Origin of the sequence: Fibrobacter sp. UWOV1 (assembly GCF_900142495.1) — a bacterium.
Taxonomy (GTDB): domain Bacteria; phylum Fibrobacterota; class Fibrobacteria; order Fibrobacterales; family Fibrobacteraceae; genus Fibrobacter.
In genome coordinates this window covers 96,761-120,287 of record NZ_FRBA01000005.1, presented here as the reverse complement: position 1 = coordinate 120,287, position 23,527 = coordinate 96,761, and the positions used below count along the sequence as shown (strand labels likewise).

The window sequence follows — 23,527 nt, the reverse complement described above, 5'->3', positions numbered from 1 at the left end:
ATTTATTTATACTCGTCGCCGTCAAGCGGCTTGCCGAGAATCTTGTATTTTGTTTTAATGGCGGTGCGGAGCACGGGCCAGCCGATTTTGTCGAATGCGTTCTGCCAAAGTTTGTCTAATGCCTGGCTTGTAGAATTGCCAACAGGTTTCGGGAGCCATTCTTCTTTAAAGTCGGAAGCAAGTCCTGCGTCCAGAATCATCTTGTGGTAGTCGGCGTTCAAGGCGTTGTAGGCCTTTTGACGAATAAAATGGGCTTTCTCTTTAAAGCTGAAACGATGCTGCAAGAGCTTGCGCTTGATGAATCCGCCGCCTTGTGCAATCAGCTCGGGGTAGGCGAACAGGGCTCGTAAATGCGTGTTGTATAGCGATGCAGTCCTGATTTCGGCTTCGTCGAATACATTCGCCATGCCGATTTCGAGGCGGTGCACCACGTCATAGAACGTGTCTTGTTCGGGCGTTTCGAGCAGGTGCAGGTAGAATGCTCCGAGGGCTTCTTGCTTTAGGTACAAGAAGAACGATTGCAGGTGCGGGCGAACTTCGTCGTTTTGCGTAAGCGATACCACGTCGGCGGTGCTCGCTTCGGCGCGGCGGATAAAGTCGGCAAAGTTGTTCTGGAAGTAGACGATAGAATCGTTTACGAGCAGCAGGCGAGTGATGCTGTTGAATTCCACGAGGCTGCTACGGCCGTTGGCAACATCCTTCAGGAACCGGCGCCACATGCCGAAATCGAATCCGTGATTTTCGGTCAGGTAAAGCTTGATTCCGTTGTCTTCGATAAACGCTAACGTTTCTGCCGAAAGCGGACGCTTGTTCGTGAGCAGTACGACGGTAAAGTCTGTTTCCGCAAGGTGCTTTAGCGCAAACTTCACATACCCGGGAAGTGTTTCCCCGGTCTGGTAGCTGGCGTAGAGAATGATTTTACCGTTGCTGGACATAATTAGTAGACAGTAGGAAGTAGACGGTAGGTAGTAGACAGTGGTTAGTGCGAAGTGTGGAGTGTGAGGTGTATAATTACACTTCTCACATCACGCATTGCATATTACCTTCTCCTTTGGCTGCGACCGGCACCCTTGCGGGAGCCGCCCCTACGCGGCTTGCTTGCAACATGGAATCCTTCGCGGTCATCGCGGCTGTTTCGGTCGCCACCACGAGAACTTCCGCCCTTGCCGCGAGAACTGCGGCCAGAACGTTCGAAACTCGGGGCGTCAGAATCGAACCTGCCGCCGCGAGATTTTCCGCGACCGCCACGGTTCATGTGGCTGTGCGCCGAAACGAATTCCGGAACATCGTCGTCAAAGTCGTCATCGGGCTGGCTCACGTAGCCGAGGGCTTCCGCCGCGGCGGCGCGGTCAGCGCGTTCATGAACGTCGCGGTTGCGGTAGTCGTCGCGAGATTCACCCTGACGGCGGCGCTTCTTCGGTTCGCTGCTAAGCTTTTCGATAATGCTGAAGTCCGCCTGACCGCGCAGCGGGTCTACCCGCAAAAGGCGCACCAGCACCTTGTCGCCGCGCCGGAACGTACGCCCGCTCTTCTTGCCAAAAGCGAGTCCCTGGTCCGGATTGAATACGTAGAAGTCATCGCCGGCAATGTCGCGGAAACGCACCAGGCCTTCGGCAATCGGGTCTGCGATAGAAACGTAGATTCCCCATTCTTCGATGCCCGTGACGGTTGCCTCGAAGTCGTCGCCAATGTGGCTCTTCAAAATCCAGCAGCTGCACACCTTGATGGCGATGCGTTCGATTTTCTGGTTCTTGACTTCATTTGCCGAAATCAGGTCGCACACTTCAATCACGCTGTTCTTGCGCTCGGCGGTAATTTCCTTGCCCTTGCGCGCGAGTTCACGGTGGCACCACAAGTCGGCGTAACGGCGAATCGGGCTCGTAAAGTGCGCATAGTCCTGCCAGTTCAGCGCAAAGTGGCCGAAGCTGTTGCTGTCGTAATGCGCCTTCTGCATGCTGCGCAGAATGCGGTTTGTGAGCGTCTCGTCGCCTTGGGCACGTTTCACCAAATGTTCGTACAGCTTGAATGCCGTCGGGTTCAGGTTCGTGTCGCCGCTGCGGGGCTTGCCCAGGTCGCGCAACATCACCGGAGAATCCTTGAACAGGTCCGGGTACATGTAGTACAGTTCCATGATGTCCTTGGTGTCCGGCGCTTCGTGGATACGGTAAATGCCCTGGAGCTTGCGTTTCTTGAGTTCCTTTGCGCAGCAGTTGTTTGCGATGAGCATGCATTCTTCCACCCACGAATTTGATTCGTCGGTCGTGCGCGGGTAAATCTTTTCCGGTTCGCCCTTTTCGTTGAACTTGCAGCCGAATTCGGTGCTCTGAAATTCCAGCAGGCCGTCCTTGGTGCGGTTCTGCTTCAAGAGTGCGGTCACCTCGGCGAGCGCCTTGATGTCGTCGTCGCCGTTCTTCATCATTTCCATCGCCTGCTCGTAGGTAATGGACTTGGTAATCTTCACGATACTGCGGTGGAAATCCCAACTGAGCACGTTCGCGTGCTTGTCGAGTTCCATCATGCAGGTGAATGCGCAACGGTCTACACCTTGGTGCAAGCTACAAACATTGCTCGAAAGCTTGTCCGGGAGCATCGGCACGGCGGTCCACGGCAGGTACTGCGTGTAGCTCCTTTCCAAAGCTTCTTCGTCGAGTTCGCTCCCTTCGGGGACGTAGTAGCTCACGTCGGCAATGTGCACGCCCAGCCTGTAGCCCTTGGGGGTGCGTTCCACGCTAATGGCGTCGTCGTGGTCCATGGCGCCATCGGGGTCGATACAGAGAATCGTGAGCTGCCTGTAATCCACGCGGCCCTTGAAGTCCTTGCCGCACGGCTCCTTGACGCCGTCCACATACTTCTTGATAGCGGGGCTGAAGTCTTTGGGCAAGTTTGCGTCTTCCATGAACTTTGTCTTGACTTCGTCCCAGCTGATGTTCATGGCTTCGGCAGTGCGGTCTACCTTTGCGAGGTAGCTATGCTTGAGTTTCGGGTGCGGGTACAGCGTAAAGCTGATGGTTTCGCCTTCTTTGCCCGGGGCCTGCCTGCGGTGGCACATCTCGTACACCTTGCCGGTTTCGAGTTCGTGCACTTCCCATTCTTCTTCGCCCGTCTGGTGCAGAATGCCGCGCTTCACGCGGGTCTCGTTTTCCTTGCCCGTCTGGCGGCGGCTACGTGCGCCCAGGCGGCGGTTGTCTTCGGGGTACTGTTCCGCAATCTTCTTCACGCGCTTTTCGCGTTTTTCTTCGACAGTTTCGCCATCGCCCAGCTGGTATTCCTTGTGGCTGGTACGCTTCAAAAGCCCGCGGTCCACCATGTCGGCGAGCATCTGCTTAAAAGCCATCTTCTGCTTTTTGGGCAGCCCGAGTGCGCTGCGCAGGCGGCTACCGACCATCGGTTCGTCACGCAAAATGGCAATAATCTGTTCTTCGCTAGGTAAATGCTGAGCCATATTAGGCCTCCTTGTTTGCCGCGGTGGCGGCGTCGGCCTGTCTGTAAGGCAGTGCCGATGAAATCATGTTGTGAATCTCGTCGCGCAGCTGCGTGGCGGATTTGTTCTCAAAGCTTTCGGGTGTCTGGAGCGGGTGCACCACAATCTTCACGACACCCGGGGTCATTGCCCACTTGGTCTTGGAAAGCCGCTTGCCCGTATCCACAAGCGTCACCGGCAGGAGCGGAAACTTGTTTTCCTTGGCCATGCGGAAAATTCCGTTCTGGAACGGGAGCATGTGCCCGTCGTTGCTGCGGTGGCCTTCGGGGAACACCGAAATGGTCACGTTGTCTTCGAGGCGCTTTTTCACGGTGGCGCCCATGCCGAGGTTCTTGCGCGGGTTCCTGTGCACCGGAATGCAGCCGATTTTAGTCAAGACCCAGCCGAACACGGGAATCTTCCAGAGTTCCGCCTTCGCAATGAACGAGGTCATGGTAATCGAGGGCCAAATGACGTTGATGTCCAAAAAACTCTGGTGGTTGGCTATGAGCACGAACTTCTTGTGGTCCGGAATGTTCTCCTTGCCTTCGATTTCGACCTTGATTCCCGACAACTTGAACAAAACCTGGAAAAACGGGATGCATATGCGGGTGCTGTCTGCCCAGCGCCTGCAAAGCACGCCCTTGTAAAACATGAACGGAAGACCGACAACGAAAAGCCCTACTCCAATGAACAAGTAGTAGAAAATTGCACGAATAAATGCCATAAGTGTCCTAAAAATAAGGGTTTACACCCATAATGTATATTTTTTATGGGCAGTGGAACATAAAACTGAAAAAAATATGCTTATGTTGAAGGGGGAGGGGTTCTGCCCGCTGTCATGCCGGGCGTAGACCCGGCACCTCCTTTGATGCATGAAAAGGGAGAAGTCTCTCCCTCGCTTCTGCCGTGTGCGGCATCCGCTACCTTCTCGCCTAGGGGCGTTGCCCCTAAGACCCCAAATTCAAAATGCCCACGGCTCCAGAAATGAGCCGTGTGGAATGAATTGCTCACTGTCTTGCCGCACTCGATGCGGCACCTCCTTTCCCCGCCCGCGTCATGCCGATGGAAATCGGCATCAGCTTTTCATGTCCGAAAAAAAAGCGCTCCGGCTCAGCCTGCTCCGCACGCCATCAAGACCGTTCGGCTCTATCGCAAAAAAGAATAGTCGATTTCGCCTCACTCTCGCCACAGCCCCAGCTTAACGCATGGGGCTTTAAGCTCACATGGCCTCGGCCTTCGGCCGACGAATGTTCGCTCACCGACTTACTTTCCTCCGCCTCTGGGCATGCCGCTCCCGCTGTCATGCCGGGCACTGACCCGGCACCTCCTTTGATGCAAGCAAAAAAGGCCACACTGATTGTACTACGTACTAAATGCTAGGCTCGGAAATAGGCTTGCAAGCAATCCTGTTTTACTCGCCTTACGCATTTATCGAAATCACTAACTTGTTTTTTTGTTAAAATTTTTACTTAACGAATGTATCGCCTTCATCCATTACGCAACGGACGTAAAGGAACCCATATTTTGAGCTCGCTGAAGAAGTACTGAAACCATTGATCATAAACGCACCGCCCATTTTAGGTTTTTCTTTAAATTCATGGGCCATCCAAAACATGCTGTTTTGAGAATCATACGTTCCATCCCCATAAGGCAAGACAGACATTCCACTGGAATTCGTATTTTTTACATCCTTCCATACGGCACGAGACAACATAGTATAACTAGCATCGATTCCTCGTGGAAAAGCAAAATGTTTCCATTCGGTTTCGTTCATCACATGCCAACCTTCCGGACACACTCCCTGCACCTTGGCATCGTCGCCAAGTTTAACATTGCATTTTGAGTTATCAGCAACACCGACACTATCACACACTTTAGGAAGCCCCAAAGCCTCACTCCAAGTATAAAGTCCACCAAAATAATTGTCACAATACCAAGGATCATCGTTGTAACAACGTTTTTCCACTTTTGAATCGTCAAAAACAGTCGTTGTACTATCGATTATCGTATCAGCGTAATTCAGATTCTGAGTCATCACCGTAAAAGAATCAATGACAGTAGTGTTGCCACTTTGGACCTCCATATAGTATTGAACCGTCTTGTAAACCTTTCCATCACGAGGATCTTTAAAAGAACCATAAGTCACAGCCGGATTAAATACGCTATCCATGTTCGGATAAACCTTGGGTTTTACAACATTCACAGTAGAATCAAGAACCCATTCATTATCGTGGCAACGATAATAAAACACATTTAACCCCATTTCACTTATAACAGTATCACCTTCTTCACATTGTTTAAACAGAATAGCAGAACTGCTGCTAGAATTCCGCGCGCTACTACTCGACTCGACCACCGACGAGCTACTATTCTTTCCACTTACGGAGCTAGAAGAATTTTTTTCTGATACCGAGGAACTGGATTTTTTAGAATCTTTCTGAGAAGACGAGGATGCAGAACCATTGTCGTCATTGCTACTCGACGAGATTTCACCGATTGGATCGGGAGCGGAGCTACTTGATTCATCGCCACATGCTGCGAGCAGGGCTAAAAGAGACAATAACGCAAAAATCTTTTTCATGGAAGACCTCCTAGAATCCGAAAATTAGAAAAGTATTAATCTAGTTTTGTCGCAAGGTTCATCAGAGTTGCGAAATTGAGCTTGTTGCTCCTTGCGAATGCAAGAAAATCCTTTTCCTCTTTTGTGACGCGAATCTGAAATTTCAGCGGAGAGGCGAATTTCGTTTTTCTGCCCGCGTTTTCGCGCGCACCGCCGTGCCCGAACTTTTTTTCGTAAAGGGCAATGCCCGATTTTTTCAGATATTCTTTTTCCGAGATAATCTTTTCATCTGCAGCGACATCCGATTCTTTTTTCTTGAATACGAATCCTTCGGAATCTTTCACATAAACATACGGCATCTAAACCTCCTTCAATCGCTTTATGAATAATCTAATTTTAAAGTTTGAATTTGTCAACATATTCAAGTTTTGCGCCGGAATCATAAGCAAATCCTTTAAAATCCTTGCTTTACAAATGGGTGCGAAAAGACGATAATATATTGAATTTTCTAAATTATACCCGAACAAAAAGGATTTATTATGGCAGATTGCAACGAAAAGAAAGAGAACGCCCCTTCCGAGATCATGAAGAAGGCTGAAGAATTCCTTGCCTCTAAGCGTAAGATTTTCTTGTGGGGCGGTGTCGACGACGAAAGCGCCGAACGCATTGTGAAGGAACTTTTGTACCTGGATTCCTTGAACCACGACGACATCTATTTCTTCATCAACAGCCCGGGTGGCGTGATTTCTAGCGGCCTTGCCATTTACGACTGCATGAACGCTATCCAGAGCGACGTGGTCACGGTTTGCTGCGGTCAGGCAGCCTCCATGGGTGCGGTACTTTTGACTTCGGGTGCAAAGGGCAAGCGTTATGCATGGCCGAACGCCCGCATCATGATTCACCAGCCGCTCATTCACGGTGAAATTGTCGCCCCGGCAAGCGACATCCAGATTCAGGCCGAAGAAATGCTCCGTATCCGCAACATTACGGGCAAGATTCTTGCCGAAACATCTGGCCACACCATGGAAGAAATCGACCGCGACACCGAACGCGACAACTTTATGAGTGCCGAAGAGGCCAAGGCCTACGGCCTGGTCGACAAGGTCGAAAGCATCGTTTAACGATTTTACGGAAATTTTCGAATGGGACTTTTTTCTGCCATTAAGAGTGGCCTTGCCAAGACCCGCGACGCCTTGATGGGCGAACTCAAGGGTATTGTCGGTGCAGGCAAAATTACAGACGACACTCTTGAGGAACTCGAAGAACACTTGATCAAGGCCGACGTGGGTGTCGAAGCGGCGTTCCTGTTGACCGATGCGCTTCGTGAACAGGCGCTAGGCAAGTCGCTCACAACCGAACAGGTGCTAGGCATTATGCGTAGCGAAGCGGAACGCCTCTTGAAGGACCCGCCGCCGTTTGAACTCAAGGGCAAACCGCATGTGGTGCTTGTGATTGGCGTGAACGGCGCCGGCAAAACGACCACGATCGGTAAGCTTGCCGCACGCCTTAAAGACGAGGGCAAGAAGGTGATGATTGCGGCCTGCGACACGTTCCGTGCTGCGGCCATCGACCAGCTTGAAACCTGGGCGCAGCGTAGCGGTGCCGAATTCGTGAAGCACCAGGAAGGTTCTGACCCTGCGGCTGTGGCGTTCGATGCCTGCAATGCTGCAGTGGCCCGCGGCTGCGACGTGGTATTGATCGATACCGCCGGCCGTCTGCACAACAAAGACTACTTGATGGAAGAACTCAAGAAGATTGTCCGCGTGATCAAGAAGGTGAGTCCCGACATGCCGCACGACATGTGGCTCGTGATCGACGGCAATACCGGACAGAACACCATCAATCAGACGAAAATTTTCAACCAGAGTTTCCCGCTCACCGGCCTTGTGGTGACCAAGCTCGACGGTACGGCCCGTGGCGGCGCCGTGCTCTCGATTGCAAGCTCGCTCCAGATTCCTATCCGCTGGATTGGCATGGGCGAACGCATCGACCAGCTGGTTCCTTTCAGCAAGGCCGAATACGTGGAAGGCCTTTTCGAAAACGCTCTGGAAGAAAAGGAATAGTAACGGGACCTTATGAAGTTTAGCGAAAAAGAAGCAAACATCATAGTGGCCCCCGATCATGTCATGCCGGGCTTGTCCCGGCATCTCCTTTACGTTTTGATTTCTTTTGCGCTTTGTGGAAGTCTCTTCGGCTGTAGCGGCGAGGTTACGGTCGACCAGAAGTTCGTAGACTTGTTTGTCGAACTGCGCGTGGCCGAGATTACTTATGGCAAGGATTCCCCGATGGGTCGCCTGGTGCGCCAAGACGCTTTGAAGGCGGCGGGCTATACCCGCGAACAGTTCCTCGCCAAGACAGACGAAATCCTGAATGACGAGCGCCAGTGGGTGCCGTTCCAGAAGGCAGTAAATGCCCGCATCGATTCTCTGCTGACACCTCCGCAGGCCGCGACAGTAGATGCAAAAGAGGCTCTTCAAAAGGGTAATGGTCCAAAGGCGCGCCTGCCGAAGATTCCGGCGCCGCAAAACCAGATGCCCGCCCACAAGGGAGGTGTACATTGATTTTTCGCTTGTTGATGCTTGTAGCACTTTGCGTGTCGGTTACTTTTGCTGCCCCTCTGAACGATGCGGTGCCTGCCAAGAAGGCTGCTAAAAAGTCCATGGTACATTGGATGGGCTACAATGAAGCGCTTGAAAAGGCGAAGACGGGGCCGAAGCTGATTTTTGTGGATTTGTATGCGGACTGGTGCATTCCCTGCCGCGTGATGGATGCGAACGTGTACAGCGACCCCACGGTGGCCTCGCTTTTGAATACGCGTTTTTATGCCGTTAAGCTCAATGCCGACTCGCAAGATTCCATTGTGTGCGACGGTCAAAAGAAAACGGTGCAACGCTGCTATTTTGATGTATGGGAACTGAACGCGCTTCCGGCTTTTGTGCTTGTCGCCCCGAAGGGCATGAGCATTTTGACGGTGACCGATTCCATGTCACCGCAAGAGCTGCAATACATGCTGTACCAGTTTCTTGAAAAAGAGAAGGAGTGGATGTCTCGATGAACGAACAATTCCTTTTTTACGCTCAAATCGTTTTCTGGGTGATGATTTTTTTGCTAGTACATTGCTACTTGCTGTTCCCGATGACGCTCCCGTTCGTGAGTGAAATCTTTAAGCGCCGTAAGTCTCCAGAACAAGGTGACGTTGAACTGCCAACGGTGTCGATTCTGATTTCGGCCTACAACGAGGAGGCTGTAATTGAACGCAAAATCCAGAACATTCTAGAAATTGATTACCCCAAGGACAAGCTAGAAGTCTTGATCGGTGACGACGGCTCTGCCGACAAGACCGCCGAAATCGTTGCCCGCTATGCCGATAAGGGAATTACGCTGGTCAAGGCGCCCAAGAATGCGGGCAAGGCTGCCATGCTGAACCGCCTGAACAAAATTGCAAAGAACGACATCTTACTCTTCTGCGATGCAAACACGATGTTCTTCCCGAATGTGGTGCGCAAGCTCGTGATTCCGTTCCAGGACAAGAAAATCGGTTGCGCATGCGGTCACTTGATTCTGTCGGACAAGAGCGGTTCTACGCTGGGTCGCGGTGAAAGTTCCTACTGGGATTTGGAATCCGAAATCAAAAAGTTCGAAGGCATTCTTGACATGTTGATCGGCGGTAATGGCGCCCTCTATGCAATACGTCGCGAACTGTATACGGAACTGCCGGTCAAGAAGAGCGTCATGGACGACTTCTTCGTGACGACCAAGGTTCTTGAAAAAGGCTATTACTGCACGTTTGTGACAAGTGCTATCGGTACCGAGCAGACTTCCAAGGAATCGAGCGGTGAATTCCGCCGCAAGGTGCGTATCGGCCGCGCGAATTTTAATTTTTTGTTCTCTTACTTGCCGCTGTTGAATCCGCTGCATCCGTTGCTTGCTTACTTGTTCTTCTCGCACAAGATTCTGCGCTGGTTCTCGCCGCACATCTTGATTTTGCTGTTTGTCGCCAACGCTTGCCTGCTCACGAGCGGACTCTTCTACCAGATTTTCTTTGGCGTGATGACGCTTTCGCTGTTGGTGGCCGGTTTCAAGATTGTCCCGAGCGGTTACTACTTCCTTTCGATGAACTACGCCATGCTTAAAGGTTTCTTTATGGCCTTCAAGCCTGAAAAGAGCGGCGGTTGGGCCCGCGAAACCCGCAGCGACGAGTGATTTTAGTAGGAGGTAGACCGTAGTCGGTTAGAAGTGTCATTCTGAGCTATACGAAACTAAGAACTTTAGTTCTCAAGTTGAGTTATGCCCTTTGGGTAGTAGTGCAACGAAGTCGAAGAATCTTTAGTGAATTTTGAGTTATATTGTAGATATGAAAAAGATTTTCTCTGCTATTCTGTTTGCTTTTGCGTTTGCCGCGGTACCGGCAAGTGCCTTTACCATGGATGTGCAGGGTGGTGTCGTCAATCATGTGAGCGAAATCGGCAAGTTCAACTTGAACGTTTTCGGCCACTTTTGGTATCCCATTGACCAGATGCTCTTTTTCGGCATCGGCTCGGGCTATCAAGAAATCGACAACGTGAGCTTGATTCCGGTTTCGGGCAGTGTGTGGGTTCGCTTGCCCATCGGTAGCACGGCGCTCCCGGTAGCAACCGGTGACTGGGGCTATCTCTTTGGCTCGAACCATCAGATGTTCTGGCGTGCCGGCGGCGGCTTTGACATCAAGAACGGCGACTATTCGTCAATTATGTTGATGGGCGGCTACCAGTTCCTTGATCACGAAGGCAAAGGCTACGCCTACGTGCAAGCCGGCATATTAGTAGAATTGTAAAAACAATGTGCAATGACTGATGTGAAATGTGTAATTACTCATTTCACATCTCACATCCCACATCTGATTTACTTCCCTAATTCTTGTTCCAGGAACTTCTTGTTCTCTTCGACTTTCTGCTTCTGCGGATTGTCCGGATATTCTGTCAGGCACTTGTCCAGCGGGGCGATTGCTTCGTTCAACAGCTTTTTCTTCTTGGCCGCATCTTTTTGCTTTTGGGCCTTGGCGAATACCTGACTCGTTGTCTTGCGTTGCTTGGTGCAGAAGTTGTCTGCAAGCTTTGTGTAAAGCTCGTTGGCCTCTTTGCGTAGCTTGCTCGCCCTCAGTTTCATCAGAAGCTCCTTGGCTTCGTTGAACTTTTCTTTTTGCAAGAGCGTGTCGGCTTTGGCAAGAGCCTGTGCCGGGTCATGAGATTCCCAGTACTTAGCGGCTTCAGCATCGTTTGCTTGCGCAAGTTCGCGAATGTGGTCGATAAGCGCTTGAATATGGAGGTCGTTTTCAAAGTCGCGGTAACGCATCTGGAACGTGAGAGCCTGCTTTTCTGCTTCGGCAAATTGCGCCTGGTTGTCGGCTAGGTCCTTGATGGCGGCGTATTCTTTCTTTGCCTTGGAGAGCGTATTCTTGTAGGCAACCCCCTTCTGTGCCTTTGCCCACTGGGTCAGCGAATCGCCCGGAGCAAGAGCAATCAAACTATCGGCGGTTTCTGCTACAAGGTCGTAGTCGGAATTTGCACGGTTCATGTTTTGAATCTGGAATACCATCGGCTCAAAGGCTTTGGCCTTTTCGGCGCGAATTTTTCCGAATTCATTCAACATGGAATCGGCTTTAGATTCCCATTGTTCCCATAAGGGCTTGATTACACGGAAACGTTCCAGGTAAGCGCTTGCAGAATCGGTGTAGCCGGCGTTGTACAAGGTGTTGGCGTAATCAAAAATGCTCTGGACAATCGCGGGGATTGCGGTGTAGGGGTCTGCGATCGCGGCTGCCGTTTTGCTATTGCTAGCTGCGGGTTCGTGTTCCGGTGCCGTCGGAATGTTTTCCGGGGTGGCCAGGCGGTAGCCGTCGAGAGCCTGCGAATTGAAAATCGCGCCCGATGGGGAGCCCGGTTCCTGCGTGTTCAGATGCGATGTGTCGCTTGACAGCGTGCTGGGCTGCTCTTGCTCAGAAGAAGCGTTTGCAGAAACGTTAGTCGGTTCTGTTTCGGGAGCGGGTGCATTGCCCACGCAAGCCGTCAGTGCAAAAGCACTTGCTGATAACAAACTAAAAAACTTGATTCTCATTTTATTTTCTTCTTTCGCTAAGTTTTGCCGACTACTAACTGCTAACTATCAATCCGCTTCGATAGGCACAAAGGCGCTCTTGCTATCAAAGCCTTCAGGCAAATCCCAGTCGTCATCCTTGGGCATGGCGGCAGCCTTCGGCTGGGCCGGTTGTGCGGGCTGTGCGGGCACGGCCACGGCGGCGCCTTCCGAGGTAGTGCCTTCGGCAGGAGCACTCGGGGCGGCGCCGGCTACATTGGCAGAATCTGCGGGCGCGGCAGGTGCGGCGGCCGGCATGGGCAAACTGACCATGATTCCGTTTTCGGCGGCGGTTTCTGCAGCTGCGGCGTGTACCTGCGGCGGCGTGAATCCCGGAACCTCAATCCACGGGAGCGGGCGGCCTTGTTCGGCGCTACCGCCTGCGATAATGCTTCCGGTCATCGGGTCAACCGTCAGCTGGCCGCGTTCATTCGGGAGTATTAGCGGAACTTCGCCCGCGGCAAGCATCGAAATATCGAGGAAGTCAATCTTTTCAGGCAGTCCCAAAATATCGATTTCTTTCTTCGCAAAGTCTGCCCACTGCGGAAGGCCGCCGCTCGCGCCTGCAATACGCGTGCGGCCCGATTTCAGCGGCTTGTTGTCGTCAAAGCCCACGTAGCTGCCGATGGCAATCACGGAATCAGTAGAAATGCCGTTCTTCTCGTTCACGTAAGTCGGGAGTACACCGAGGAACGCCACGTTGCGGTAATCGTTGGTGGTACCGGTCTTACCGAGGGCGGGGTAGCGCAGCGTAATCGCTTTATCCGGCGAGGTCACCGTAATGTGGGTGTACTGGCTGCGGGCAGTACCGTTTACGAACACGGAATGCAACATCACTGCCATCTGCGAGGTAATCGTGTCGCCGAGCACCACCTTGCTTTCGCTCTTGTTTTTAAAGATCACCTTGCCGTCGCGGTTCTTGATTTCTTTAATGAAACACGGATCTGTCCAGTCGCCGTCTAGGCACTTGAACACCTTGCCGGTTAAAAGCGTCTGGTAGGCGGTAGAAATTTCGGCGAGCGTAATGTCGTTCACGCCGAGCGGCATACTGAACACTTTCTGCAACTTCTGCTTGATGCCGATTTCCTTGGCAAAACGTGCGTATTCGGCGAAGGCCAAGGAGCGTCTGTAGTCGGGCCAGTAACGTAGGTGTTCGGCATCCAGGTAATCCACTTCGCTGTCCACCGGCTCGATCATGGTCGAAAGGCGTTTCATGTCGGCAAGCGTAAAGTGGTTGAGCAATACCACGGAATCCAGCGGCGGGAGCACAATCGTCGGGTCAAGTTCTTGTGCCTGGCGTTCGCGCAAGATTTCGGAATAGCGTTTGTAGTTGTGCTTGATGAATCCGAGAGTTTTCGCATCTTTCTTGGACTGCTTCACGGCGATATCGTTAAAGGTTCCGTAGCGCAGGTTCAGCACATCGCGGGCCTTGTCGTCCTTTCCTTCGAGTCTGTAGCGTTCGGCAAGAGCGTCGCGTGCCTTGGTGAATTCGATTTCGCGCTTGGTGTCTTCTTTCAAAATCAGGCCGTACTTGTCACGCAGGCGTTCAAAGAACTTCTTGGTATCTTCGTCTTCGTGGCGGGCCATATCGTTCACGGCTGCAATGTCGTTGAATTCTTCGAGCGAAAGCTTGTCGAGCAAGTGCTCCAGAAGCCAAATACTTGCAATGTTTTCAGAACGTGTTGCAGACCAGGCAATGCTTACAACATCACCCTTGTTCTTGTGGTCCGGACGCGGAAAATAGAACTGATTGGTGAACTGGAAAACGTTGAAGTCGTTTTCAAGCATGTCCAGGTAATTCCAGTGGTACTTGAGGGCGAGTGCATAAAGAATTGGTTTCCAGCTAGAACCCAACTGGCGCACAGCCTTAAAGCTACGGTCGAATCCGGTGTTGTGGAATCCGCCCTGGCTTGCAATCACGTTGCCGTTCTGGATAGCGAACAGGGCGCCTTGCAGTACAGGTTCCGTTTCAATCTGGCAAGGGGCAAAGCCGTCTACAAGCTTATCGTCCATGATGCTCACCAAGAGGATTGCTCCCTTCTTGAGCTGTGGCGCCAGAATCTTGTTCACGTCGCCACCGGCCTTTTTCGCGAAGTCCTTGACCGATGCTTCAGAAACCATGCCCTTGAGCTGGCCGAAGCTGAGCGTCAATGCCTTGAGGCCACCCTGGTCGTCGACCATGATGCTGTCGACAGTGCCGTACAGGTAGTCGCCCTTGCGTGCGGTTTGGGCGCGGTTTGCAAACTGGGCCTTCGGAAGTACAAAACCACCGAGCTGCATCTGGAGCCCGCTGATGTTTGCCTGCAAAGCGGTCTTGGCTGCGTCCTGGCTGCGGGCGTCTACAGTCGTTGTAATCGATAGCTGAGCCTTGCGCCAGTCTTCGATACCTTCGGCTTCAAACTTTTTCTGGAAGAATTCGCCGTCCAGCTTTTCTTCGATGCGTTCAAGCATAGTGCTCACGCTAAAGCGGAAGTTGCCGTGGTTGAATTCCAGCGGCTTCGCCAGCGCTTCGCTCATTTCTTCTTCAGAAATGTATTTCTCTTCGACCATGCGGCCAAGCACGTATTCCAGGCGTTCCTTGCCGCGGGCGAGTGCTTTTTCGCGACGTTCGGCGCTACGTTGAATAAACGGGTCGTAGTTGAACGGGCCCTTTACCGAGCCTGCAATAAAGGCGCATTCGGCAAGCGTCAGGTCCTTGAGTTCCTTGTTAAAGAAGTACTGGGCTGCAATAGCGACCCCTTTACCGGTGCCCGAAACGTGGAACTGGTTCAAGTAGAATTCCAGAATGTCTTCTTTGCTAAAGTGCTTTTCCATGCGGAGCGCGTTAATGAGCTCCTTGCCCTTTTCCTTGATGCTGCGTTCTTCGCGACCGAAAATGTTTTTTACGGCCTGCTGGGTAAGGGTTGAACCGCCTTGGCGCATGTGGCCACTCTTGAGGTTCGAAATCATGGCGCGGGTAAAGCCGTAAATGCTGAATCCGGAGTGCGTCCAGTAGCCGGCGTCTTCGGCGGCAATCAGGGCGTTCACGATGTTTGCCGGAATGTCGCCGTAAGGCACGTACACGCGGTGGTTTGCGTCAAAGAAGGCGCCCAAAAGTTCTTCACCGTCATTATAATAGACGCGGGTTTCGCCCGAAAGCACTTGCAGAATGGTGGCGCGGTTGAATTGATTGTCGGGGTCCTGTGTCGGGAGTATCTTGAAGACCACGATATAGGCGGGAATGCAACAAATGAGGCCGACTAAAGCGAAAGCGGCCACGATTTTGAACAATTTGGAGAAGAGACGCATGTATAAAATTTAGAAAATTTGGTTTTTTGCTCCATGTAATGTAAAAAAAAGTGCCATTTTGGGGCTAAATTTGCCATTTTTGCGTCTTTACCCTTGAAAAATTACCGAATTTTATCTAAAATTTGTGTCCCCAAGATGGGAAGATGGCCGAGCTGGCCGAAGGCGCGTCCCTGCTAAGGACGTATAGGACTTAATCCTATCGCGAGTTCGAATCTCGCTCTTCCCGCTGCAAAGACCCTCTGGAGCAATCCAGGGGGTCTTTTGCTTTCCTAAAGTCAGGGGTGGTCACGAATAAGCTCCTTTAGGTGTATTCAAATCGTATTCAAATTTATGAAATTTAGAAAATGGTGTAAAAAACTTGTTTAATTGTAAAAAAAAAACGCTTTTTGTATCAAATTTATTGACATTGGGGAGCCTGTTGTATAGATTTAGACTTATGGCTCCTATTTTGCAATATCAAGATTTTCGTCGTTATCTACAAGACTTTTACGACTGGAAAAAGCGTACTTCGGCTTTTTCGTGGCGTGATTATTCGAAAATGGCGGGGTTTACCTCGCCGGTGTTCATGAAACAGGTTTGCGAGGGTAAGGCAAATCTCGGAAAGAAAGCGACCGTCAAGGTGGCTGATGCGTTTAAATTTACGGGGATCGAACGGGATTACTTTTTCAATATGGTCTTGTATGCACAGGCGAAGACCGATGACAAGAAACGTTTCGCTTATGCCGAAATGCAGTCAATCGCAAAGGCCAGTAAAGTAAACCTCATCGGGGCAGAGGCGTACAAGTATTATGATTCCTGGGTGCACCCGGTCGTACGTGAGTTGGCGCCTGCCATGCCGGGGGCTATGCCAAAAGAAATTGCGGGCAAGTGCGTTCATGAAGTTTCTGCGAAAGAGGTAAAGGACTCCATCGACTTTCAGGTTCATGCGGGAATCCTCAAAAAGACGGATGACGGCAATTATTCGCAGACAGATAAGCTGCTGGGTGGCGACACGCAGTCGATGTCTTTGGCCGTGCGTTCCATGAACAGGCAAATGGCCTCCTTTGCGGTAGATGCACTTGACCGTTTTGCTGCGGATGAACGCTATGTTGCGGGTGTTACCATGGGCGTTTCTAATGATGCCATTGCAAAAGTTGTCGAAGTCCTGAAAAAGTGCCGCGAGCAGGTTCTAGAAATTGTTGCGAACGATGACAAGGTAGATCAGGTGTTACGCCTGAATTTGCAACTGTTCCCTTTGACTCAAAAAATAGAAGGTGTGGGCGATGAAAAGTAAAATGTTTGGAAATGTTACGCTTTGGCTTGCTTTGTGCGGCACCTTGTTGGAACTTGCCGCATGTTCCGAAAAATCTACGGCGGGTGCAACTGTAGATGATAATTCTGTGGCAGAAATTTCTGCGGATGAAAAGCTGATTCTAGAACATCAAGTTGATTCTGTCAAGAACTTTGTTGATGGCATACCGGCAGATATTGACGATTATGAAAGGGATACTACCAGGTTCTGGTTCGAGATTAGGTTCAGCGGCGAACGGGAAAATTATTTCGCTTATGAAGAAGATAACCCTTATTCTTATTGCGATGTCAGTATATATCCATCGGAATATGGGGTAAAGGCGATAGGGTATATTCCGAATGGAATCGTTGGTTATGTTCAAACATTCTTCCTTACGGCTGATAGCGAAGGTGTCGCCTACCACGAAAAGCTAGACGGATCCTACTATGACGAGTATTCCTGCGAAAAATATTATGCTGATTTTGAGAAAAACTGCAATGCAGAAGGCTGGACGTTGTCCCGCCATTTGGTAAAATGTCAAGAATCCCCAGAACTGCATTTGACCTGTTCGTCTTCTGGAGAACGATTAACGGAAAGTCCAAAAGCTGTTTTGGAACGCTATGCAAAAAAAATGAAAAACTGGTACTTGGAGAATCGGTAAAATGAAAGCAATGCCACTTGTTAGATTCATTGGTCCAATTTTTTTGTTAGCCCTTTTCCTGTCGTCTTGCGGAGACGATGGGTCTGGCGTGTCTAATTCGGTGACAGTCGAAGAGTCGTCCAGCTCGATAAAGAACGAAGGTTCCTCTAGTTCAACCAAAACAGATGAATCTTCGAGTTCAAAAATACCTGATGAGTCGTCTAGTTCTGACAAACCCGTAGAATCTAGTAGCAGTATGGCGAAATCATCTTCATCAGGAATCAGCTCATCCAGTGTAAAATTGGCAGAATCTTCTTCATCGGAGATGAGTTCATCAAGTATAAAGCCGGAAGAATCGTCCTCGTCGGTAGAAAGCTCATCTAGCGTAAAACCTACAGAATCCTCGTCGTCGGAAAAGAGTTCGTCAAGCGCAAGGCCGGCTGAATCGTCTTCCTCGACAAAGGAGAGTTCGTCAAGCGCAAGGCCGGCTGAATCGTCTTCCTCGACAAAGGAGAGTTCTTCCAGTGTAAAATCGGGAGCGTATTCATCTTCAACGGAAAAGAACTCTTCCTGTTCCAAGTTGGAAGAATCGTCGTCTTCGACTAACAATGATCACTCATCCAGTTCTATTGTTTATTCTTCTTTTGAAGAGAGTAGTTCCTCAAATTATGATGAGAATAGTTCTAGTAGCTCTATTGGATGTATTTATGGAGAACCTATACACGATACACGAGATGAAAAAGATTATAAGACCGTGAAGATTGGAAATCAAGAATGGATGGCGGAGAATTTGAATTATAATTATAAAAAGGGAAAAACGGGCTCGTCTCGAAGTGTTTGTTTTGATGGGGAAAATGCTAATTGCGATGAGTACGGTCAACTTTATCCATGGACCGTAGCAATTGATTCCATTTTCTTGGATAGTGCTTATGGTATAAAATGTGGCTTTAATGAAAAAAATTGTTCATTGCCTTCAAAATGGAAAGGTGTGTGCCCAGAAGGATGGCACATTCCAACTAGAGCTGAATGGGATACTTTAACTTTGTTTGTTGAAAAAATTGGCAAGGCCCCCAAAATGCTAAAAAGTACTGAAAAATGGGTAGGAGAGAAAGAAGATACCAAGGGAATAGACGCAGTCTGCTTTTCTGCAATACCTGCGGGCAATAGGCAAAGTTATGAATACTATGGCTTAGGTAATAACACCAGATTTTGGACGGCAGATTTTCACAAGCCGGATGCTGCTTATAGGATAAGTATGTCTAGCAAAACAAATGATTATACTGTAGCATACGATGTTACTTATAATGCATACTCTGTTCGTTGTATAAAGGATTAATTATTTATCCAAGAGGAAAGAACATGGCAGATATAGATCAAACTGAAGACTTGGAAAATGGAGCCGTTGCGACGCCGCTATCTAAACCATATGAAAAAATAAAATGCAACATCACAATGAAAGATTAAAGCAAAAACAACAATTTATTAAGGATAAGTAAGATGACTACCCATATCCACCTCTCCCGTCCGAGCCGTTTCTCGGCTTTCAAGACAATCATCCTCTGCCTGCTGGCAGGGGCTACGTGCATGTCGTTTGTTGGGTGTGGTGGTGATACGGAATCTTCGACGAGTCCCGTAGACGAAATCACGTCGAGCACTTCCAATGAGGTTGTCGAGAGTAGCGATGGATCCGCCTTGTTATTGACATCCAGCAGCGAGAGCGAATCTTCGTCGAGCGAAAAGGCAATCGACGTCAGTTCTTCCAGCGACGGAAAAAACTCGTCGAGTTCCGGGAACGTTGAGTCTAGCAGTAGCGACAAGGGCGAAAAGTCGTCATCGAGCGAGGGGGCGGCTGGCAGCAGTTCGGCGAAGGTTGAAGATTCTTCAAGTTCTGCCAAGGTGGATGAATCATCGAGTTCGGTGAAAAGCGCAGAATCATCCAGTTCCGTAAAGGTTGAGGAATCTTCTAGTTCTGAAAAGAACGAGATATCCTCCAGTTCCGAGAAACCTGTAGAATCCAGCAGCAGCGAAAAGGTTGAGGAAAGCTCTTCAAGCGAAAAATCGAGTAGTTCCGCAGGAATTCCTTCAAAACTCTACGATTGTGAAATATATAAGTGTGTTACCACAACACACCTTAATCCAAATATTGACTATGGCGAATATTTGGATGTACGAGATTCTCAAGTGTACAGAACTGTGCAAATTGGAGAACAAGTTTGGATGGCTCAAAATCTAAATTGGAATACTAAGGGTAGTTACTGTTTGGCAAATGATTCATTAAACTGTAAGTCAAAAGGACATATGTATCCTTGGTCAATTGCGCAAAGCGCATGCCCAGATGGATGGCACCTACCGGATACAGCAGATTTTGCGTATCTAAAATTTTATGTAAAACAAAATAATGGTGGAATTGGGGTTGGAACAAGTTTAAAAAAAGGTGCTAATGATATTTTTGGTTTCTCGAGTTTAGTAAATGGAGGGTACCAAACAGGATCTAACGGACAATTTTCTGAGTCCGATAAAATGTTTTATTGGACAAACTCCGAAGACGCAGACAATAAAATATATGCACATGTTCGTTATTTGAAAAATTCATCAGAAAATTTATGCTACGAAACATTTAGAAAAACCTGGAGTCTTTCGGTTCGTTGCATCAAGGATTGAAAGAAGTTTAATTGATGTCAAAAAATATCCTTTTCTGGCCTGATGTTTACAAGGAACGGAATGTCAATAAATAGCCGCATAAGCGCCACCTGATTTCACACGGAGCGAATCTTGACAAAGACTCGCTCTTTTTTATGCCAAGACAAAGCGACGGCGAATGCCTGGCCACTAAGCAGTTATGACTCTTTCTCGGGTAGAAATGGAGATGCCCGATCAAGTCGGGCATGACAAATTAGTGGCAAAACAGTTAGCCCTAAGGCGGAGGAAAATGTGTCGTTGAGCGAACATTAGAGGCCGAAGGCCGAATCCATGTGAGCGAGACGAGCTCATTTCTGGAGCCGTGGGCTGCCTGATGTTGGGTTTTTAAGGGCAGAGCCCTTAGGCGAGGGGGTGGAGAGCAACGGAGTGCGAACCAGGGGGAAGCTTCCCCCGTTGTAAATCCAGGTGCACTAGAGTTCTGGAAATTGGGGCAGGAATATGTCCGGACTGTGTTTTCGTGCCAAAAACGCAAGTTTAACACAAAAAGTCCTATGAAAAATGTAATTGCAGTTGCAAAAGTCCTACGACTTTTGTATATTAAAGGCATGGAACGCGAATTTTTGAAAGATTTGGTCACCTGGAAAAACAGTAAACGCCGGAAACCCCTGCTTCTGACGGGCGTCCGCCAATGCGGCAAGACCCATACCTTAAAGGAATTCGGAGCAAAATACTTCGATAATGTATGCTATATCAACTTTGAGTCCAGCGCCAAGTTCGCTGCCATTTTCGATTACGACTTTGATGTAGAGAGGATTGTCCGGGAACTTGAACTGCTTACGCAAAGCAAAATTGAGGCTGGCAAGACGCTTCTGATTTTTGATGAAATTCAGGAAGCTCCGCGAGCAATCACTTCCTTGAAATATTTCTGCGAGAACAAGCGGGAACTCCATGTGACATGTGCGGGCTCTTTGCTCGGCGTTGCACTCCGCCGCGAAAATATCTCGTTCCCTGTCGGGAAAGTTAACCGCATGCAAATGTATCCGATGAATTTCAGGGAATTTTTGACTGCTTGTGGTGAAGAAAAATACATCGAACTTTTTGCCAAATGGCCTACCGATCGAACGCTTCCCGAAGTCTATGCAAAACCCATGGAACGCCTGCTGAAAGAATATCTTGTTGTAGGCGGAATGCCCGAAGCGGTAAACGAGTATGCAACCTCCAAGAACTTTGAAACCGTGGGCGAAATCCAGGATGAAATTCTTGCGGACTATGCGGACGATTTTTCGAAACATGCTCCTGTAAATGAAATTGAAAAAATCCGTATGATATGGGATTCTGTGCCCAAGCAACTTGCCAAGGAAAACAACAAGTTCATGTTTTCACATGTAAAGGACGGCAAAAGGGCGCACGAGCTGGAGGCCGCATTACAGTGGCTCAAGAATGCCGGGCTTATTCATTTGGTTGAACTTGTGCAGAATGCGGAGGTTCCCTTGTCTGCAAATTCGGATGCGACGAATTTCAAGGTGTACCTTTCGGACATCGGTCTGTTGGGTCGCAGACTTTCGCTGGGCTACAAGGACATTTTGATGGACGACACGCCCAATACGAACAAGGGTGCTGTTACAGAAAACTATGTTTTGAACGAACTGCTCTGTATGCAAAAGAACCCGTATTATTGGCGCTCGGGAAACAGCGCGGAACTTGATTTTCTCTTTGAGAATGACGGGAAAGTGGTACCTGTCGAAGTCAAGGCGGCGACAAACACGCAGGCGAAGAGCTATAAGCAGTTCTGCAAGAAATTTGCGCCGGCAAAGGGCTACAAACTTTCGCTCAAGAACCTCGCTGTAAATGATTGCGAAGGATGCTCAACGGTAAGTTTGCCGCTTTATCTGCTTTGGACGATCCGTTAATTTTGAAAGGATGAGGTGTGTTTTATGAAAATCATATATAGTGCTCTGAATTGATGAATAACTCTTAAATTATGCGAATCTGTGCCAAATATTCGCTATAATCTCAAAAAAATCCGAAAAAAAGACCACTTTAGGTCATTTTTTACTTGATTTTTCTATTTTCAGAATGGATATTATAGGAAAAGATTTTTCAAGGAGCTTAAAAATGAAAGCATCAAGTTTTTTTGCTGGTCTTGCCTTGGGCGCTGTTGCTGCTATTGCCGCCTCTAAAAAACTCAAGGCCATGTGCGACGACGAAGATGATTCTTGCGACAACGATGCCGCTCTCAAGGATGCCGAGGACACCGTCCAGAGCCTGCGCAACTCTGCCGACAGCTTGCTGAACGATCTCAAGACCCAGACCGAAGCCAAGCAGACTTACGCTGCCCAGTGCGAAGATCTTAAGGACCAGCTTGCAAAGAAAGACGCCGAAATCAACAACTTGAAGAATGTCTGCGACAAGCAGGCCGGCGAAATCAGCAAGCTCGAAGCCGCCCAGGCAGGCTAATTAACCGCCAGATTTTGCAATTTATCCGATTTCCGGCAAGGGAATCGGAGTTTTTCTTATAATAAAGGTATATTTGACCCATGACAAAGTACCTTTTTGTTCTGACGAGTTCCCCGAAGGATTTTTTCTGCGAACAGACGCTGGTGGCGATTGCGTCGCTCCGTGTCCATAACCCGGGCGCCTTTGTGACGCTCCTGACTGACGACAAGACGGCGGCGACTCTCACTGGCCCGCGCGCGGTCCTTAAAGACGCGGTCGACGAACTTAAGGTACTGACCCTCGACGAAAAGTTTACGCCCATGCTGCGTTCTCGCTACCTCAAGACGGTCATGCGCAATGTGGTCGACGGCGATTTCCTTTACATGGATTCCGACATTGCGATTGTGGGCGACCTCTCGATTCCCGAAGAATGGAAGGGCGGCATTTACGCGGTGCTTGACTTCCACACGAACCTCTCGAAGGCGATTAACCGCAAGAAGGTTTTGAACAACGCGAAGATGATGGGCTTCTCGCCGATTCTGAACGACGAAATCTTTAACGGGGGAGTGATGTATGCAGCAGACACTCCCGAAGCCCGCAAATTTTTTGAGACTTGGCACGAACTCTGGCTCTATTGCGTGTCCAAGAATTTCCCGTACGATATGGCAAGCCTCGCCGAGACGAACTTCAAGTTCAACTACATTACGCAAAAAATGCCCGGCGGTTGGAACTGCCAGCTGGCCTACGGTAACCGCTTCTTGCCCACGGCAAAGGTGCTGCACTTCTTCGGTTCGCGAATCATCGATACCCGCGGCCACAAGGTGCCTGCCAGCATGGACCTGTTCTTGCCCAAGATTTTGCGCAAGGACTTCTACACGAACCTGAAGAACATTCCGGTAAAAGTCAACGCCGACAAGAGCATTACGATTAACGAGTACTACGACGATGTGATTGCCCACGCCAAGGAAGAATTTGAATTCCAGACCCGTAAGGTGGGGGCGGCGGGCGCCTACATTATTCGCAGCTACGCCTTCGCCAAATCGCTCGCCTGGATTTATAAGAATGTATCGTTCCTCGTGTTCCCCTTGAGAGTGCTCGGAAAAATCCTCGGGAGGTAAC

Annotated in this window: 22 protein-coding genes and 1 tRNA gene; 14 read left to right on the top strand and 9 right to left on the bottom strand. The window is 49.6% G+C overall.

What is annotated here, in order from left to right; translation table 11 throughout:
- Positions 1-2 precede the first annotated feature (2 nt).
- The 5 genes from BUC02_RS08750 to BUC02_RS08730 all read right to left on the bottom strand — a co-directional run bounded on the left by BUC02_RS08750 (position 3) and on the right by BUC02_RS08730 (position 6,382).
- Positions 3-935 (bottom strand): rhamnan synthesis F family protein, encoded by a 933-nt coding sequence (locus BUC02_RS08750; protein ID WP_073321439.1) that lies wholly within the window; start codon positions 933-935, stop codon positions 3-5.
- Positions 936-1,039: 104 nt separating this feature from the next.
- Positions 1,040-3,442 (bottom strand): ribonuclease R family protein, encoded by a 2,403-nt coding sequence (locus BUC02_RS08745; protein ID WP_073321437.1) that lies wholly within the window; start codon positions 3,440-3,442, stop codon positions 1,040-1,042.
- Between the two features lies 1 nt (position 3,443).
- Positions 3,444-4,187, bottom strand: a complete 744-nt coding sequence (locus tag BUC02_RS08740) for a lysophospholipid acyltransferase family protein (RefSeq protein WP_073321435.1) — start codon at positions 4,185-4,187, stop codon at positions 3,444-3,446.
- 741 nt (positions 4,188-4,928) lie between these two features.
- On the bottom strand, positions 4,929-6,044 hold the full coding sequence (locus BUC02_RS15685; RefSeq protein ID WP_083564520.1) for an FISUMP domain-containing protein: 1,116 nt from the start codon (positions 6,042-6,044) through the stop codon (positions 4,929-4,931).
- A 35-nt stretch (positions 6,045-6,079) separates the two neighbouring features.
- Positions 6,080-6,382 (bottom strand): hypothetical protein, encoded by a 303-nt coding sequence (locus BUC02_RS08730; protein WP_073321431.1) that lies wholly within the window; start codon positions 6,380-6,382, stop codon positions 6,080-6,082.
- Positions 6,383-6,562: 180 nt separating this feature from the next.
- On the opposite strand from BUC02_RS08730, the gene BUC02_RS08725 reads away from it, so the two are divergent.
- The 6 genes from BUC02_RS08725 (at position 6,563) to BUC02_RS08700 (ending at position 10,836) form a co-directional block, all read left to right on the top strand.
- A complete protein-coding gene (locus BUC02_RS08725) occupies positions 6,563-7,144 on the top strand; it encodes an ATP-dependent Clp protease proteolytic subunit (protein ID WP_073056695.1) in 582 nt (193 codons plus the stop codon).
- A gap of 21 nt (positions 7,145-7,165) precedes the next feature.
- Positions 7,166-8,086, top strand: coding sequence for a signal recognition particle-docking protein FtsY (gene ftsY, locus BUC02_RS08720; RefSeq protein ID WP_073321429.1), 921 nt, complete (start codon positions 7,166-7,168; stop codon positions 8,084-8,086).
- A 12-nt stretch (positions 8,087-8,098) separates the two neighbouring features.
- Positions 8,099-8,584, top strand: coding sequence for a hypothetical protein (locus tag BUC02_RS08715; protein ID WP_073321427.1), 486 nt, complete (start codon positions 8,099-8,101; stop codon positions 8,582-8,584).
- Positions 8,581-9,078, top strand: a complete 498-nt coding sequence (locus BUC02_RS08710; protein WP_254794163.1) for a thioredoxin family protein — start codon at positions 8,581-8,583, stop codon at positions 9,076-9,078. The genes BUC02_RS08715 and BUC02_RS08710 overlap by 4 nt, the downstream gene beginning before the upstream one ends.
- Positions 9,075-10,226 carry a glycosyltransferase family 2 protein gene (locus tag BUC02_RS08705; protein ID WP_073321425.1) on the top strand — a complete coding sequence of 384 codons (1,152 nt, stop codon included), beginning with the start codon at positions 9,075-9,077 and terminating at the stop codon, positions 10,224-10,226. The genes BUC02_RS08710 and BUC02_RS08705 overlap by 4 nt, the downstream gene beginning before the upstream one ends.
- 151 nt (positions 10,227-10,377) lie before the next feature.
- Positions 10,378-10,836 carry a hypothetical protein gene (locus BUC02_RS08700; protein ID WP_073321423.1) on the top strand — a complete coding sequence of 153 codons (459 nt, stop codon included), beginning with the start codon at positions 10,378-10,380 and terminating at the stop codon, positions 10,834-10,836.
- Positions 10,837-10,904: 68 nt separating this feature from the next.
- Here BUC02_RS08700 and BUC02_RS08695 read toward each other — a convergent pair whose 3' ends face one another.
- Complete coding sequence (locus BUC02_RS08695; RefSeq protein ID WP_073321421.1) at positions 10,905-12,116, bottom strand: hypothetical protein; 1,212 nt, start codon at positions 12,114-12,116, stop codon at positions 10,905-10,907.
- Positions 12,117-12,164: 48 nt separating this feature from the next.
- On the bottom strand, positions 12,165-15,341 hold the full coding sequence (locus tag BUC02_RS08690) for a transglycosylase domain-containing protein (protein ID WP_254794162.1): 3,177 nt from the start codon (positions 15,339-15,341) through the stop codon (positions 12,165-12,167).
- Between the two features lie 218 nt (positions 15,342-15,559).
- Here BUC02_RS08690 and BUC02_RS08685 point away from each other — a divergent pair.
- The 3 genes from BUC02_RS08685 to BUC02_RS15680 all read left to right on the top strand — a co-directional run bounded on the left by BUC02_RS08685 (position 15,560) and on the right by BUC02_RS15680 (position 17,353).
- Positions 15,560-15,648, top strand: a tRNA-Ser gene (locus BUC02_RS08685).
- 210 nt (positions 15,649-15,858) lie between these two features.
- Positions 15,859-16,695, top strand: a complete 837-nt coding sequence (locus BUC02_RS08680; RefSeq protein ID WP_073321415.1) for a TIGR02147 family protein — start codon at positions 15,859-15,861, stop codon at positions 16,693-16,695.
- Positions 16,685-17,353, top strand: a complete 669-nt coding sequence (locus BUC02_RS15680) for a hypothetical protein (RefSeq protein ID WP_139261083.1) — start codon at positions 16,685-16,687, stop codon at positions 17,351-17,353. Before BUC02_RS08680 ends, BUC02_RS15680 begins: the two co-directional genes overlap by 11 nt.
- On the opposite strand, the gene BUC02_RS16185 is transcribed toward BUC02_RS15680, so the two are convergent.
- Positions 17,279-17,941, bottom strand: coding sequence for a hypothetical protein (locus tag BUC02_RS16185; RefSeq protein WP_073321409.1), 663 nt, complete (start codon positions 17,939-17,941; stop codon positions 17,279-17,281). The genes BUC02_RS15680 and BUC02_RS16185 overlap by 75 nt on opposite strands.
- On the opposite strand from BUC02_RS16185, the gene BUC02_RS16180 reads away from it, so the two are divergent.
- Positions 17,913-18,668 carry an FISUMP domain-containing protein gene (locus BUC02_RS16180; protein ID WP_073321406.1) on the top strand — a complete coding sequence of 252 codons (756 nt, stop codon included), beginning with the start codon at positions 17,913-17,915 and terminating at the stop codon, positions 18,666-18,668. The genes BUC02_RS16185 and BUC02_RS16180 overlap by 29 nt on opposite strands.
- A gap of 124 nt (positions 18,669-18,792) precedes the next feature.
- Here the strand turns inward: BUC02_RS16180 and BUC02_RS16175 are convergent, their stop codons facing one another.
- Positions 18,793-19,227, bottom strand: a complete 435-nt coding sequence (locus BUC02_RS16175) for a hypothetical protein (protein WP_073321403.1) — start codon at positions 19,225-19,227, stop codon at positions 18,793-18,795.
- A gap of 22 nt (positions 19,228-19,249) precedes the next feature.
- On the opposite strand from BUC02_RS16175, the gene BUC02_RS16170 reads away from it, so the two are divergent.
- The 4 genes from BUC02_RS16170 (at position 19,250) to BUC02_RS08640 (ending at position 23,526) form a co-directional block, all read left to right on the top strand.
- The gene (locus tag BUC02_RS16170) at positions 19,250-19,993 is read left to right on the top strand and encodes an FISUMP domain-containing protein (RefSeq protein ID WP_175549825.1); all 744 of its coding nucleotides are present in this window, start codon (positions 19,250-19,252) and stop codon (positions 19,991-19,993) included.
- 584 nt (positions 19,994-20,577) lie between these two features.
- The gene (locus BUC02_RS08650; RefSeq protein ID WP_073321397.1) at positions 20,578-21,882 is read left to right on the top strand and encodes an ATP-binding protein; all 1,305 of its coding nucleotides are present in this window, start codon (positions 20,578-20,580) and stop codon (positions 21,880-21,882) included.
- 205 nt (positions 21,883-22,087) lie between these two features.
- Positions 22,088-22,429: a hypothetical protein gene (locus BUC02_RS08645; protein ID WP_072798295.1), complete on the top strand. Its 342-nt coding sequence runs from the start codon at positions 22,088-22,090 to the stop codon at positions 22,427-22,429.
- 80 nt (positions 22,430-22,509) lie between these two features.
- Complete coding sequence (locus BUC02_RS08640) at positions 22,510-23,526, top strand: glycosyltransferase family protein (RefSeq protein ID WP_073321394.1); 1,017 nt, start codon at positions 22,510-22,512, stop codon at positions 23,524-23,526.
- Position 23,527 lies beyond the last annotated feature (1 nt).

What these genes read in the sequence shown, in the direction of transcription:
- BUC02_RS08750 (WP_073321439.1), bottom strand. Translation starts at nt 935, where the DNA reads ATGTCCAGCAACGGTAAAATCATTCTCTACGCCAGCTACCAGACCGGG.
- BUC02_RS08745 (WP_073321437.1), bottom strand. Translation starts at nt 3,442, where the DNA reads ATGGCTCAGCATTTACCTAGCGAAGAACAGATTATTGCCATTTTGCGT.
- BUC02_RS08740 (WP_073321435.1), bottom strand. Translation starts at nt 4,187, where the DNA reads ATGGCATTTATTCGTGCAATTTTCTACTACTTGTTCATTGGAGTAGGG.
- BUC02_RS15685 (WP_083564520.1), bottom strand. Translation starts at nt 6,044, where the DNA reads ATGAAAAAGATTTTTGCGTTATTGTCTCTTTTAGCCCTGCTCGCAGCA.
- BUC02_RS08730 (WP_073321431.1), bottom strand. Translation starts at nt 6,382, where the DNA reads ATGCCGTATGTTTATGTGAAAGATTCCGAAGGATTCGTATTCAAGAAA.
- BUC02_RS08725 (WP_073056695.1), top strand. Translation starts at nt 6,563, where the DNA reads ATGGCAGATTGCAACGAAAAGAAAGAGAACGCCCCTTCCGAGATCATG.
- ftsY (WP_073321429.1), top strand. Translation starts at nt 7,166, where the DNA reads ATGGGACTTTTTTCTGCCATTAAGAGTGGCCTTGCCAAGACCCGCGAC.
- BUC02_RS08715 (WP_073321427.1), top strand. Translation starts at nt 8,099, where the DNA reads ATGAAGTTTAGCGAAAAAGAAGCAAACATCATAGTGGCCCCCGATCAT.
- BUC02_RS08705 (WP_073321425.1), top strand. Translation starts at nt 9,075, where the DNA reads ATGAACGAACAATTCCTTTTTTACGCTCAAATCGTTTTCTGGGTGATG.
- BUC02_RS08700 (WP_073321423.1), top strand. Translation starts at nt 10,378, where the DNA reads ATGAAAAAGATTTTCTCTGCTATTCTGTTTGCTTTTGCGTTTGCCGCG.
- BUC02_RS08695 (WP_073321421.1), bottom strand. Translation starts at nt 12,116, where the DNA reads ATGAGAATCAAGTTTTTTAGTTTGTTATCAGCAAGTGCTTTTGCACTG.
- BUC02_RS08680 (WP_073321415.1), top strand. Translation starts at nt 15,859, where the DNA reads ATGGCTCCTATTTTGCAATATCAAGATTTTCGTCGTTATCTACAAGAC.
- BUC02_RS15680 (WP_139261083.1), top strand. Translation starts at nt 16,685, where the DNA reads ATGAAAAGTAAAATGTTTGGAAATGTTACGCTTTGGCTTGCTTTGTGC.
- BUC02_RS08650 (WP_073321397.1), top strand. Translation starts at nt 20,578, where the DNA reads ATGGAACGCGAATTTTTGAAAGATTTGGTCACCTGGAAAAACAGTAAA.
- BUC02_RS08645 (WP_072798295.1), top strand. Translation starts at nt 22,088, where the DNA reads ATGAAAGCATCAAGTTTTTTTGCTGGTCTTGCCTTGGGCGCTGTTGCT.
- BUC02_RS08640 (WP_073321394.1), top strand. Translation starts at nt 22,510, where the DNA reads ATGACAAAGTACCTTTTTGTTCTGACGAGTTCCCCGAAGGATTTTTTC.